We start from the raw sequence: 12,648 nt of genomic DNA, 5'->3' as shown, positions 1-12,648 counted from the left end.
CGAGCGGAGCGAGCACCCGTGAGGAGAGCGGCCCTGCGTGAAGTTGAAGGGACAACCTGCGTCCCTTCAACTTCACTGCGACCGCGATCAGCCCTCCAGCAGGGCGAGCACGCGCTCCAAGGCGTCGGCGCTCGTGCCCGCGCGCGCGAAGGGGTTGAGTTCGGGATTCGCGGCGACCTGCCGGGCGAGGGCGAAACCGCCGGGCAGCATGAAGCCGTAGCGCAGCAGGGCCACGTTCGGCGGGCCGCCCGGCGCGGCGAGGCGGGCGCGGCTGAGGTTGAGGTTGGCGCGGCGTTCGAGGTCGGCGCGCGCCGCGTCGAGCGTGTCCCGCTGCGTCCCCGTCAGCGCCCCGCGCACCCGGGCGAGCGTCCGGTCGGCGGCGAGGGGCCCCAGGGTGGCCCGGGTCGGCAACTCGGCGAGGGCGCCCCGCAGCTCGGCCCTCGCCTCGGCCCCGGGGGCGAGGGCGCCGCGTTCCAGCAACCCGTCGAGCAGCCGCACGGTCACGAGCAGGTCGAGCGTGGGCCGCGCCTGCTCCATCACGCGGGCGCTCGAAAAGGCACTGCGGGAGGGCTCACCCATCCGGCTGGGGGCCGTCGCCGCCGCCGGGCCCAGGATGAGGCAGACGAGGAACAGGGCGCGTCGCATGCCTCCAGGGTAGTCAGCCGGGGTGATGAACGGCTGAAGAGGGGGAGCCAACCTCCCCGCCGGGTCGCCGGGGGCTCAGGGCGAGAGGCGCTTGAGGCGCTGCTCCCGGGTCTCCTCGGGGAAGATCACCGCGCCGGGCTGCGGCAGGAAGGTCCGGCTCTTGCGCGGCTTCCTGCCCTGCGCCGAGAGGCCGTTCAGGTTCTCGTACCAGCGGTAGGGCTGCACGTCCACGCCCGCCGAGAGCGCGGCGTTCAGCACCGCGCGGTAGCCGCCATGGGCGAGCCCGGCCGCCTCGAAGTACGACCGGGCGTCGTAGCGGGCCTTGGCCTGCACGAAGCCCGCGTCCGCGCTCTGGGCGGCGCTCCGGACCTCGTTCACCTTTCCGGCGCGGCGGGCGAGTTCGAGGACCGCGTTGGTGTTGTTGAGGTAGGCGCTCGTGAGGGAGCGGTACTGGGCGTCGAGGTTGAACTGCCCGAAGGTGACGGCGAGGCTGTTGTAGGTCATCACCGTCTGGCTCTCGTCCCCGGTGTCCACGAAGCGGAAGGGGCCGTCCGGGCCGTAGGAGATATCCTGTTCGCTGTCGTAGCCGTCGTGGGGGTGAGAGAGGCTGAGGTGGTGGCCGACCTCGTGGACGGTGGTGTCGGTCAGCCCGAACCCGGCGGCGATGGAGCCCGGCGAGAGAAACGAGTACACGAAGCTCTGGGTACCCGTCTGGTTGTCGTCGAGGGCGATGCCGAGCAGCCCCGACTCCTCATCCTCGGCGGCATTGAAGGCGTAGATCGGCAGCAGGTAACGGCCCTGGGGCACCGACGGGTACTCGCCGCGCAGCTCGTTCACGCCGAACTGGAAAAGCCGCTCGAAGAAGGGGTCCTGGTACTCGGGCGCGCAGAGGTCTTCTTCCTCCAGCACGAAGACGCACTTGTAGGCCTGGGCGAGCTCCCCGCTGAGGGGCCGCTGCCGCACGGTGTTCGAGAACCGCGCGAAGGGCTGCAAGGGGCCACGCGGGTTTGCGTGAGGGGCACGTCGAAGACGGCCTGCGGGTTGGCGGCCCCGGCGCCCTGTTCGAGGTGCACGTCGAGTTCGATCTCCCCCGGCTGGCGCGGCGGCGTGAGGGCCACCCGGTAGAGCGGGCTGGGCGTGAAGAGCAGGTTGAGCGCGATGTACCGCGTCACCCGGGCGAGGTCGGGGCCCACCTTGCGCGCGTACCCGATGCTGTCCTTGCGGGTGCCGTACTCCCAGATCGGCGGCATCCGGTAGTCCTCCACCCCATCGCCGTTGAGGTCGCGGTTCGTCACATTGTACGCCTCGGTCCAGGGGTCGGGGTTCGCCGAGAGGTCGTAGAACCACACCCGCTGCGCCGGGGCGCTCTCCCGCACACTGCCCCCCCAGGCGATCAGGCGGCGGCTGCCGCGCTTGCCGAACTGCCCCGCCTCGTCCAGCGGGCCGATGTCGGTGTCGATGGCGTCCGCGCGGGTGTACGAGTGGAACTGGAAGTCGGGGCGGTCGTACCAGTTCACCAGGAAGACGGTGTACTCGCCGGGGTTCACGCCGAGCTGGCCCGCGTTGTCGGCCAGCCAGTTCTCGGTGAGGTTGCCGTCGATCTCCAGGTTGCCCGTGATCTCGCGGCTGATGTTCGCGGCGGGAGTCGGGCAGACGAAGCCGTCCGTCAGGGTGTCCGGGTCCCCAGGCTCGACGCGGGTGACCCGGGTGCTCTGGCAGTTGTACTGGGCCTGCTGGCTCGTCAGAGACTGCGCCGTGCCGTTTTGCGTCAGGAAGGAAAAGAAGCTGTCCTCAAAGGCCTGGTCCGCGAAGACGTAGTTGTACGTGTAATCGAAGGTGTTGCCCGTGCGCTCGGTGGTGCCGTACGCGCTGGGGATGCGGGCGATGGTGTCGTACGTCTTGGGCAGGGTCTCGGCGAAGTCGGCGGTCGTCACCTCCCGCGCGCCGGGCACGCTGCCGGGCCGGGTCTGGCGGTAGCCCACGAAGACCACGTTCACCTTGAGGGTCGTGCGGAGGGTGTCCTGCACGCCGGGCTTGAGGGCCACGAGGCGCCCGAAGTCCGTCTGGGTGCCGGGCGTCCCTCCTCCTCCACAGGCGGCCAGCAGCGAGAGGCTGATCAGTGATACGGCGGCGATGCGAAGGGGCATAGGCCTCCCGAGGGGGTGCGCGCCCGAGGCGCCCTGAGCGTCCGGCGACGAAACGACGACGGGTCCATGTGGACCTTACCTCTTTTCCGGGGGGCCGCCAAGACCCGGGCTGCCGCAGAGGCCGGTGGAAGGCCGGGACCCCTCCGTCCGCTCTCCCGGGAGGGGAGCCGATCAGCCCAGGCGCCGTGGAGGGCACGACGCTCCCGGCTTCTCTTCTGGGCGGACCCGCGGCGCCTGCTTGCAGGGGGCTTGTCTGGGCCGCGTCCCTGTGCCCCCCGGACTCCGCGGTCAACCCAGGGGGCACCCGACCAACCTTGACCCTTGCGCGCCGCCCCTGCTACCCTGGGCGGCAGCTCCCGCGTGGAGCGACCCTATCCAGAGCGCCCGAGAGACCTGGCTCGCTGACGGCGCGGCAACCGGACCCCATCGCGTCACGGTGCCAAGGCCAGCCCGCCCCCGGCGTCAACGATGACGCGCTCGGCGGGACCGATCAGGGAAGGTCACGCGGAGACACACGCCCCGCCCCTTCTCCTCCCCGAGAGGGGGCGTCTCGCCCTGGCCCGGCGGCCCCCGACCCCCCCAGGCTCCGGCCCCGAGGAGGCCCGCCGCGCATGTGTCACCCTGCCCACCGATGTTTTCCGCCCTCGTCCACGCCCGCCCGGGGTGGCACGTGACGGCCCTGACGCACCCCCCGCTTCCTGCCCGGCCCCCGGCTCCCGCCGAGGTGACCTCCGGGCGGCGGACGGCGCGGCTCTTTCAGGGGGAGCCGCTGCTCCTCGACTGCGGGCGGCCCGTGCTGGACGTGCGGGTGGCGTATCACACCTACGGGACGCCGGGGGACCACGCGGTGCTCGTGCTGCACGCGCTGACGGGCACGAGTGCCGTGCACGAGTGGTGGCCGGACTTCCTGGGCGAGGGCCGCCCGCTCGATCCAGAGCGCGACTACGTGATCTGCGCGAACGTGCTGGGGGGCTGCGCTGGGAGCAGCGGGCCCGGGGAACTCTCGGGGGGCGGGGCGGACGTGCCCCTCAGCCTGCGCGACCTGGCGCGGGCGGGGCGGGCGCTGCTCGAGCACCTCGGGGTGCGGCGGGTGACGGTGGTGGGGGCCAGCATGGGCGGGATGCTCGCCTACGCCTGGCTGCTGGAATGCCCCGACCTCGTGGAGCGGGCGGTGATCGTCGGGGCGCCCGCGCGGCACTCGCCGTGGGCGGTCGGGCTGAACACGGCGGCGCGGAGCGCGATCCGGGCCGCCCCCGGCGGGGAGGGGCTCAAGGTCGCGCGCATGGTCGCCATGCTGAGCTACCGCAGCCCGCAAAGCCTCGCCCTCACGCAATCCGGCGAGAGCCCGCGCCGCCCCGGCACGCCCGCGATCACGACCTATCTGGAGCACCACGGCGAGAAGCTGTGCGCCCGCTTTTGCGAGCGGACCTACGTCGCCCTCACGGGGGCGATGGACCACTTCCAGCCGACTGATGCCGAGCTGCGGGCCATCCGTGCCCCCGTCCTCGTCGTGGGCATCTCCAGCGACGTGCTCTACCCGCCCGCCGAGGTGCGGGCCTACGCCGACCTGCTCCCGAACGGCGAGTACTGGGAGCTGGACAGCCCCCACGGGCACGACGCCTTCCTGATGGACCCGGGCGAGTTGCCGGAGCGGGTTCGGGCCTTCATCGCGGGCTGATCCCGACGTCGAAGGCCGGAGCGGGGGTGACGGGCCGCCCCGCTCCGGCCTCGGTCGCCATCCACGTTCCCGGGGAGGCGGACGCCCATGCAAAAAAGCTCCGCCGTGCGGCCTGGACAGACTCTTTAGCGTAGCCCGGAGTGGTTTAACATGCCCCCACCCAACAAGGGGGGGTTGACACACCGACTATGGAGACTGTCTTTCGGCTGATCGAAGGGCTCGGGATGTTCCTGATGGCCCTTTACCTGGTCTATTCCCTGTGCGTGCTGCTGGCCCGGCGCCGGACCTCCTCACCACCCGAGCGGCCCCTGCGCTTCACCTTCCTGATCCCGGCCCTGAACGAGGCCCCCGTTATCGGGGCCACGGTGCAAAACCTGCGCGCGGTGGCCCCGGACGCCCGGGTGGTCGTGATCGACGACGCCAGCGAGGATCACACGGCGGGGGAGGTGGGGGCGCTCGCCGCGCAAGACGCGGCGGCGACCCTGCTTCGCCGCCGCCTCCCCCACGCCCGCCGCGGCAAGGGGGAGGCGCTCAACTGGGGGGTGACCCAGCTTCTGCGCCGCGGCCTGCTGTCCGGGGCTCCCCTCACCGAGCAGGTGCTCGTGATCTTCGACGCCGACGGGCGGCTGGACGCCGGGCTGCTGCCCGAGGCGCGGCGGGCCTTCGCCGACTCCCACGTGATCGCCGCGCAGGCGCGCATCCGGGTGCGGCAGGGCGGCGTGACGGCCCCCGGCTGGCGCGGGGTGCTGGGCCGCCTGCTGCTGCTCCAGCAGGACCTGGAATTCTACGTGGTGCGCCACATCCAGCTTCTGCGCGAGCGGGTGCACACCGTCGGGCTGGGGGGCAACGGGCAGTTCATGCGGGTGTCGTATCTGGCCGGGAGGCTGGAGGAGGGACAGGCCCCGTGGCCGCCTGTCTTGCTCGAGGACTTCGCCAGCGGGCTGGAGGTGCGGCTGACGAACCCGCGCCACCGCCTCGTCTTCCTGGAGTCGGGGGTGAGCCAGCAGGGGCTGACGGACGTCCGCCGCTTCCTGCGGCAGCGGGCGCGCTGGACGCACGGCAACCTCCAGTGCTCGCCCGCGCTCGCCCGCATCTGGCGCACGCCCATGCCGCTCGGCGCGCGGCTCGACCTCACCTACTTCCTGGCCCAGCCGTGGCTCAGCCTCCTGACCCTGGCGCTGCTGCTGTACTACCCGGCGCGCACCGTGGACCACCTTGTCAGCGGCACCGTGAACTGGCCGCTCACCGTGCAGCTCATGGCCCTGAACCTGAGTGTCCCTTTGCTGTGGGTGCGCCTCTACAGCCGCGAGAACCGCCTCAGCCCCCGGCAGGCCGCCTTCGCCGCGCTGGGGATGCCGGTCTACCTCCTGATCATGACGTGCAGCGTGCCGCTGGCCTTTCGCAACTTCTGGCGCGGGCAGCACGGCTGGGTGAAGACGGCCCGGCACGCGGAGGCCTGAGCGCACGAGCAAGAACGGGGGCGAGACTGTGGCCTGCGGTGGTTGCGTTCCCCGGGCCCGTGTGCATAGTGGGGAAGTTGTGCGCGCCGCGAGGCCCGCGCCGGGGTGAATCTTGACGAACTTTCTCTCTGTTGTGGACGTGACCGGGCTGATCCTCTTCCTGCTCTACGTCGTCCATCAGGTCGCCAGCGCGCTCCAGCCGCGCCCCAAACCGCCCACCGCCAGCTCGGGCGCCCACCTGACCTTCCTGATTCCGGCCCTGAACGAGGCCCCCGTCATCGGGGCGACCCTGGAGAACCTGCGCGCGGTGGTCCCGGACGCCCGGGTGGTCGTGATCGACGACGCCTCCGACGACGGCACCGACCGGATCGTGGCCCGCTTCGCCGCGCAGGATTCGGGCGTGACCCTGCTGCGGCGCGAGTTCCCGCAGGCCCGGCAGAACAAGGGCCGCGCGATGAACTGGGCGGTCGCCCGGCTGCTCGCCGGGCCCCCCCTGGCCGGGAGCGACCTGAGCCGCGAGGTCTTCGTGGTCCTCGACGCGGACGGGCGGGTCGGGCCCGACTTCGCCCCCCAGGTGCGGGGAGCCTTCGCCGACCCCTGCGTGATGGCGGCGCAGGGCTGGATGCGCTTCCGGCAGACCGGGGCCCCTGCCGGGCGCCGCGGGCTGTGGGCGCGGATGCTGCTGTTCCAGCAGGACCTGGAGAGCTTCATCGTGGGCCACGTCCAGCGGCTGCGGGCCCTGGGGGGCACGGCGTCCCTGACGGGCAACGGGCAGTGTATGCGGGCAAGTTACGTGGCCGGGCAGCTCGCGCGCGGGGTGGACCCCTGGCCGGACGTGCTGCTCGAGGACTTCGCCAGCGCGGTCGAGGTGAGGCTGCACGACCCCTCGCACCGGATCGCCCTGCTCACCGCGCACGTGGGGCAGCAGGGGCTCGTCGCCTTGGGCCCCTTCGTGCGGCAGCGCACCCGCTGGACCCAGGGGGCGATGCAGTGCCTGACGTATCTGCCGAGGCTGTGGCGCCACCCGGCTTCCCTCCTCACCCGGCTCGACTTCTCGTACTTCATCCTCGTGCCGTGGCTCAACGTGCTGCTGCTGCTGAGCATCCTGAGTCAGCCGCTGCGCCGGGCCTTCGGGTGGCACGGCCTGAACCTCCCGGCCTGGCTCGGGGTGTTCCTGACGGTCGCGCCCCTGGCCCTGCAACTGAACTGGGCGCTGCGGTACCGCGCCGAGCGGCGGCTCTCCTGGTGGGCGGTTCCCTACACCCTGGCGAGCCTGCCGATCTACAGCGCCGCCCTCTTCCTGAGTATGCCGCTGGCGTACTACAACCACTTCACCGGGCGCCGCGTCTGGTACAAGAGCGTGCGCCACGACGACCGCGCGCCGGTCCAGTCCTCCACCGCGAAGGGCGAGGAGGCGGGCAACCTGGCCTCGGGCGACTGAGGAACACAGGGGAGGAGGGGACGCCACCCGGACAGGGCGTCCCCTCTTCCCTTTTCGCCCCTACTCCACGGGTTCGCCGCGCCCGAGCCGCACCGCCCGCACGAGATTCTGGTACATCAGCGCGCTCGTGAGGGGGCCGACGCCGCCGGGCACGGGCGTCTGGGCGCGGACGGGGAGCCCCGGCCGGGCGTCGCCCACCACCCCCCCCGGCGTGACGTTGATGCCCGCGTCGATGACGACGTGATGCGCCCGCACGTGCTCCGGGCGCAGCAGGCCCGCGCGCCCCACGGCGACCACCACCGCGTCCTGCGGGGCGAGCACGCCTGCCAGGTCGCGGGTGTGCTCGTTGCAGACGGTGACGGTCACGCCCCGGTTGTTGAGCATGGGGGCGAGGGGCCGCCCGACCGTCCGCCCCGGGCCGATCAGGGCGACGCGCAGGCCGCGCAGATCGTCACCCAGCGCCTCCCGCAGCAGGAAGCGCACGCTGCGCGGGGTGGGGGGCAAGAGGGCCTCCGCCTCCCGTCCCGCCGCCACGAGGGCGAGGTTGGCGGGCGTCAGGCCCTCCACGTCCTTGCGGGGGGCGAGGTGGAGCAGGGCGGCGTCGGGGTCCAGGCCCGGGGCGAGGGGCAGTTCGAGGACGATGCCGTGGACCGCCGGGTCGGCGGAGAGCCCGCGCAGGGCCGCGTGCAGCTCGTCCTGGGTCACCTCCGGCCCGAGGTCGAGCGCCGTGAAGCGCACGCCCAGCCGCTCGGCCCGCCGAGCCTTGCTCTCCACGTACACGCGCGAGGCGGGGTCGTCCGAGGCGAGGACGCTGACGAGCCCGGGCCGGAAGTCCCACGCCGCCAGGGCCTCCCTCACGCCGCGCGTCACCCCGTCGGCGAGGGGCTTGCCGAGGAGGAGTCGAGGGTCGGTCATGCGCCCACCCCTCAGTGCCGGAAGTGCCGCGAGCCGGTGAAGACCATGCTCACGCCGAGGTCGTTCGCGGCGGCGATGACCTCGGGGTCGCGCTTGGCCCCGCCCGGTTGCAGCACGGCGGTCACGCCCACGCCCGCCGCGAGCCGCACCACGTCGTCAAAGGGGAAGAAGGCTTCGGAGGCGAGCACGGCCCCGCGCGCCCGCTCGCCCGCGTTCGCCACCGCCCGCTCGGCGGCCCAGATGCGGCTGACCGCCCCGGCGCCCAGGCCCACCGTCACCCCGCCTCGCGCGAGGACGACCGCGTTGCTCCGCGCGTGCTTGACGACCGCCCAGGCGAAGCGCAGGTCGAGCCATTCCTGTTCCGTGGGCTCGCGGGTGGTCACCACCTCCGGGCAGAGGTCGTCCCAGGGCCGGGTGTCGCGCCGTTGCACCGCGAAGCCCCCCGCGAGGGGCCGCACGTCGAGCATCCCCGGGTTGGCATCCGGCGCGGCGACGAGCACCCGCAGGTCGGGCTTTTTCGCGGCGAACCACTCCACGGCTTCTGGGGTGACCTCGGGCGCGATCAGGACTTCGAGGAAGGTCCCCCGCATCGCCTGGGCCGCCGCGAGGTCCACCGGGCGGCTCACCGCCACCACGCCCCCGAAGACGCTGAGGGGGTCGGCGTCGCGGGCGCGTTCCCAGGCCGCCCGCACGCTGTCCGCCACCGCCACGCCGCAGGGGTTGGCGTGCTTGACGGCGACGCAGACGGCGCGGGTTCCGGCGGGCTGGTCTTCCTGCGCCGCGAGTTCCCGCGCGAGAGCCCAGGCCGCATCGGCGTCCGCGTAGTTGTTGAAGCTCATCGGCTTTCCGGCCACCACCCGGGCGTCGAGGACCGGGCCGCGTTCCTGCCCGAGCCGGTACACCGCCCCCGGCTGGTGGGGGTTCTCGCCGTACCGCACCTGCGCGGCGCGGGACAGGTCGAGGGTGAGGCATTCGGGCAGGGCCTCCGCCCGCTCCCCCGTCCCCTCCAGGTAGGCGGAGATCGCCGCGTCGTACTCGCCGGTGTGGCGGTAGGCCTTGGCGGCGAGGCGGCGGCGGTCTTCGGGCGAGACCTCATCCTGCAACGCCAGCCCGTAGTCGGCGGGATCGACGAGGACGAGCACATCCGCGTGGTTCTTCGCCGCCGCGCGAATCATCGCCGGGCCGCCGATGTCGATGTTCTCGACGACCTCCTGGGGGGCGGCCCCGCGCGCCACCGTCTCGCGGAAGGGGTAGAGGTTCACGCACACGAGGTCGATAGGAGCGATGCCGTGCGCGGCGAGTTCGGTGAGGTGCCCCTCCTCCCGCCGGGCGAGAATGCCGCCGTGGATGCCCGGGTGCAGGGTCTTGACCCGCCCGTCCAGAATCTCGGGGAAGCCCGTCACGTCGCTCACCGCCGTCGCGGACACATTCGCCGCGCGCAGGGTGGCGAGGGTGCCGCCCGTGCTCAGCACCTCCCAGCCGCGCGCCGTGAGTGCCCGCGCGAAACTCTCCACGCCCGTCTTGTCGCTCACCGAGATCAGGGCCCGTCTCGCCATGTCCTGCCTCCGCACCTGGAAAAGGGAAGGTGGACGCCCTCCGTCCGATACGGCGGTGCGTCCGACCCAGGCGCGCGATCACTCGTCATGCGGGAAGGCTTCCCCGTGGTGTGCCCCCACGTTCAGCGCCAGTCGCCCCCCGCCGCGGGGTCAAGCATACACGCCGACCACCCACGCGGGAGGTCTCCCCGTTCAGGCCGGCGTCAGGAGGAGGAGCCCGGGCCACCCGGACCCATGTTCGTCGGGGTCTCGGGGCTCCCGCCGTCCATCCCGAGCACACTCCGCAGCTCGCCGAGCGCCGTCCGTTCCCCCTCGCTGATCTGCTCGCCGCCGATGCCGAGGAAGCCGCCCTCGCGGGCCGCCTCCGCCGTGCGCTCGGCGACGGTCCACAGCAGACGGCGGTAGGCGTCGGCGTCCTCGGGGCCGGCCTTGCTGCTCACCAGCCACACGGCCTGACGCACGGCGTCAATGCTGCGGGCGCGGGCCTCTTCCATGGTGCGGGCGCGCTCCTCCTGGGGGCGGTCCCGGGCGTCGGGCGGGGTGCCCATCAGGTCGGCGGCCATCGCCTCCAGGAGGGGGGTGCGCCCGGCACCGCTCACCTCCCCGCGGATGGCGGAAGCGATGGCCTGCGCCTCCGCCACGAGGCCGGTCACGCCGCTGGGGCTCGCCGCGACGACCGCCGCCCCCGCGCGGCCCGGCCCGGTCATGACCTTGAACCACTCGTCCGGGGTGAAGCTGTCCTTGACGCTCATGGGGCCACCTTAAGCCCGCGCGGGCAACCGCGGCCTTGCGCGAGCCTTTACCGGGGGCGATCGCCGACGGTTGCGGGGCCGGGGGCGCCCCTATGGTGGGGCCATGCACGACATCCGCGTCCATTCGTGGCTGGAGCTGTACGACGTTTTGCATTCGGAGGCGTGGAATCCGGCCCTGCGCCGCTTTCGCTCGCCCTTCGTGTTCCGGGGGCAGGCGGTGGACGCCAAGCTCACGACCACCCTGCAACGGCTGGAGGGCGAGGTGCGCGACGTGGAGCGCCACCTCCTGCGCAACTTCCGCAAGTACGCCTACCGCTCGGGCGTAGACCGCGACCTCTCGTGGTACTGGCTGGCGCTCGGGCAGCACCACGGCCTGCCCACCCGGCTGCTCGACTGGACCTCCTCGCCGATGGTCGCGCTGCACTTCGCCACCGCCGAGGAGGAGCTGTACGGCAGGGACGGGGTGATCTGGATGGTCAACTTCGAGGAGACGAACCGGGAGCTGCCCCTGCCCCTGCGGCGGCTCCTCGACCGTGAGGGCGGGCAGGTCTTCACGGTGGACATGCTCGCCGCGTACTCGCGGCGCCACCAGCAGGCCGAGCAGTCCCCCGTCACCTCCTTCGACATGGGCTGGCTCGAAGACCTCGAACAGGAGGCCGAGCAGCCCTTCCTGCTCTTCTTGGAGCCCCCCTCCCTCGACGAGCGGATCGTGCAGCAGTCGGCCCTCTTCGCGCTGCTCTCCAACCCCGATACGGCGCTCGACGACTGGTTGGTCCGCCACCCCGCCGCCTACCGCAAGGTCATCGTCCCCGCCGAGCTGAAGTGGGAGATCAGGGACAAGCTCGACCAGTCGAACATCAACGAGCGCACCCTCTTCCCCGATCTCGGCGGGCTGAGCCGCTCGCTGCGGCGCTACTACCGCCTCCGGAAGGACGTGCCCGCCGTGCCCTACAGTGACCTCTCGGGCCGCCCCGAACAGGACACCCCGGTCCAGCGGTAGGAGGCGTGCCGGTGGGGCGGACCGACGATCTGGTGGCGCTGGTGTGCGGCGGGGACAGCCACCCGCTCGCCCCCGCCCTGCGCGGGTGGGCCGACTCGCGCTCCTGGCTCGCCTTCGCCGAGGCGCACGCGGCCAAGATTCGCAAAAAGGCGCGGCTGGCCTCCTCGGAGGGCGAGCTGCACGACCTGATCGCCGAACTTGCCGTCGCGGCCCTGCTCGTGCGCGACCGCCGCTTCTCCGTGGTGTACGAGCCCCACCGCGCGTCCGGGGGACGGGGCCCCGACCTGGGGGTCACGTTCAAAACCCACACCCCCTTTCACGTCGAGGTGACCCGGTTGCGGCCCTCCGGCGGGGAGGAGGACCGGACGGCCCTGCGGCTGGCGCGCGTTCTGGGGGACAAGACCGGGCAGCTTCCCCCCGGCGCGGCCAACGTGCTCGCCGTCATCGTGCCGCCGGACAAGGTGGGGGACGACCTGATCCCGGCGGCGCTGCGGCGGCTGGGTCGCTCGACCGGGCCGGAGGCGGACCCGGCCTCCCCGGGCGTGCCCCCCGAGGCCGCGCGGGCCTACGCGCGGGGCCGTCCGCGGCTGAGTGCCGCCCTGCTCTGTTCGCTGACCCCGGCCGGGCAGCCCGTGGAGGTGAGGCTGTGGCTCAATCCGCAGGCGCGGCACCCGCTTCACCCCGAGGTCGCCCGGTATCTCGTCCGGGCAGCGGCCAAGGGGTGAGCCTCCCCGGTCAGTACGTGTGAAAGTCCTGAAGGCCGGTCGCCTCGCTGTACTGGGTCTGCACCTCGCGCACGCGGGCGTGGGGCGGGCCGCGGCGCAGCCAGTGGAGCAGGCGTTCGAGCCGCTCGGGGGGCCCCTCGGCGACGACCTCGACCCGGCCGTCGAGGAGGTTCTCGGCGCTGCCGCTGAGATTCAGGTCGCGGGCGTGGCGCTGGACGTAGCGGCGGTAGCCGACGCCCTGAACGGTTCCGGTGACGAGAGCAGTCAGACGCATGGGGGGTATGGTACCGGGGCCAGCGGGGGGGAGAGGGTGCGTTTCTGACCGTCCG

General features: G+C 72.7%; 12 protein-coding genes and 2 riboswitches. Of the genes, 5 read left to right on the top strand and 7 right to left on the bottom strand.

From position 1 onward, the window contains the following. Positions 1–87: 87 nt before the first annotated feature. From IC605_RS11225 to IC605_RS24615, 3 genes are all read right to left on the bottom strand, one after another. Positions 88–645: a hypothetical protein gene (locus IC605_RS11225; protein ID WP_216323438.1), complete on the bottom strand. Its 558-nt coding sequence runs from the start codon at positions 643–645 to the stop codon at positions 88–90. A 75-nt stretch (positions 646–720) separates the two neighbouring features. Beyond that, positions 721–1,554, bottom strand: coding sequence for a zinc metalloprotease (locus IC605_RS24620; RefSeq protein WP_246580707.1), 834 nt, complete (start codon positions 1,552–1,554; stop codon positions 721–723). Then, on the bottom strand, positions 1,479–2,792 hold the full coding sequence (locus tag IC605_RS24615; protein WP_246580706.1) for a hypothetical protein: 1,314 nt from the start codon (positions 2,790–2,792) through the stop codon (positions 1,479–1,481). The genes IC605_RS24620 and IC605_RS24615 overlap by 76 nt, the downstream gene beginning before the upstream one ends. Positions 2,793–3,160: 368 nt before the next feature. After that, positions 3,161–3,267: riboswitch (SAM riboswitch) on the top strand. Positions 3,268–3,423: 156 nt separating this feature from the next. Here IC605_RS24615 and IC605_RS11215 point away from each other — a divergent pair. From IC605_RS11215 to IC605_RS11205, 3 genes are all read left to right on the top strand, one after another. Further along, positions 3,424–4,470, top strand: coding sequence for a homoserine O-acetyltransferase family protein (locus IC605_RS11215; RefSeq protein WP_216323435.1), 1,047 nt, complete (start codon positions 3,424–3,426; stop codon positions 4,468–4,470). A 188-nt stretch (positions 4,471–4,658) separates the two neighbouring features. Continuing rightward, positions 4,659–5,930, top strand: coding sequence for a glycosyltransferase family 2 protein (locus IC605_RS11210; protein WP_216323432.1), 1,272 nt, complete (start codon positions 4,659–4,661; stop codon positions 5,928–5,930). 112 nt (positions 5,931–6,042) lie between these two features. Next, positions 6,043–7,371, top strand: a complete 1,329-nt coding sequence (locus tag IC605_RS11205) for a glycosyltransferase family 2 protein (RefSeq protein ID WP_216323430.1) — start codon at positions 6,043–6,045, stop codon at positions 7,369–7,371. 60 nt (positions 7,372–7,431) lie between these two features. Here the strand turns inward: IC605_RS11205 and IC605_RS11200 are convergent, their stop codons facing one another. The 3 genes from IC605_RS11200 to IC605_RS11190 form a co-directional block, all read right to left on the bottom strand. After that, positions 7,432–8,286, bottom strand: a complete 855-nt coding sequence (locus IC605_RS11200; protein WP_216323428.1) for a bifunctional 5,10-methylenetetrahydrofolate dehydrogenase/5,10-methenyltetrahydrofolate cyclohydrolase — start codon at positions 8,284–8,286, stop codon at positions 7,432–7,434. An 11-nt stretch (positions 8,287–8,297) separates the two neighbouring features. Next, complete coding sequence (gene purH, locus IC605_RS11195) at positions 8,298–9,842, bottom strand: bifunctional phosphoribosylaminoimidazolecarboxamide formyltransferase/IMP cyclohydrolase (RefSeq protein ID WP_216323426.1); 1,545 nt, start codon at positions 9,840–9,842, stop codon at positions 8,298–8,300. Positions 9,843–9,899: 57 nt separating this feature from the next. After that, positions 9,900–9,988, bottom strand: a riboswitch (ZMP/ZTP riboswitch). A gap of 57 nt (positions 9,989–10,045) precedes the next feature. Next, positions 10,046–10,594 (bottom strand): hypothetical protein, encoded by a 549-nt coding sequence (locus tag IC605_RS11190; protein WP_216323424.1) that lies wholly within the window; start codon positions 10,592–10,594, stop codon positions 10,046–10,048. A 103-nt stretch (positions 10,595–10,697) separates the two neighbouring features. Between IC605_RS11190 and IC605_RS11185 the strand changes: the two genes are divergently transcribed. Beyond that, positions 10,698–11,594, top strand: a complete 897-nt coding sequence (locus IC605_RS11185) for an FRG domain-containing protein (RefSeq protein ID WP_216323422.1) — start codon at positions 10,698–10,700, stop codon at positions 11,592–11,594. Positions 11,595–11,599: 5 nt separating this feature from the next. Continuing rightward, the gene (locus IC605_RS11180; protein ID WP_216323419.1) at positions 11,600–12,319 is read left to right on the top strand and encodes a hypothetical protein; all 720 of its coding nucleotides are present in this window, start codon (positions 11,600–11,602) and stop codon (positions 12,317–12,319) included. Positions 12,320–12,329: 10 nt separating this feature from the next. Here the strand turns inward: IC605_RS11180 and IC605_RS11175 are convergent, their stop codons facing one another. After that, positions 12,330–12,593 (bottom strand): acylphosphatase, encoded by a 264-nt coding sequence (locus tag IC605_RS11175; protein ID WP_216323416.1) that lies wholly within the window; start codon positions 12,591–12,593, stop codon positions 12,330–12,332. Positions 12,594–12,648 lie beyond the last annotated feature (55 nt).

Source organism: Deinococcus aestuarii, assembly GCF_018863415.1.
In the GTDB taxonomy this organism is placed as follows: domain Bacteria; phylum Deinococcota; class Deinococci; order Deinococcales; family Deinococcaceae; genus Deinococcus; species Deinococcus aestuarii.
Note: the sequence above shows the minus strand (reverse complement) of the source record. Positions and strands in the feature narration are given on the sequence as shown.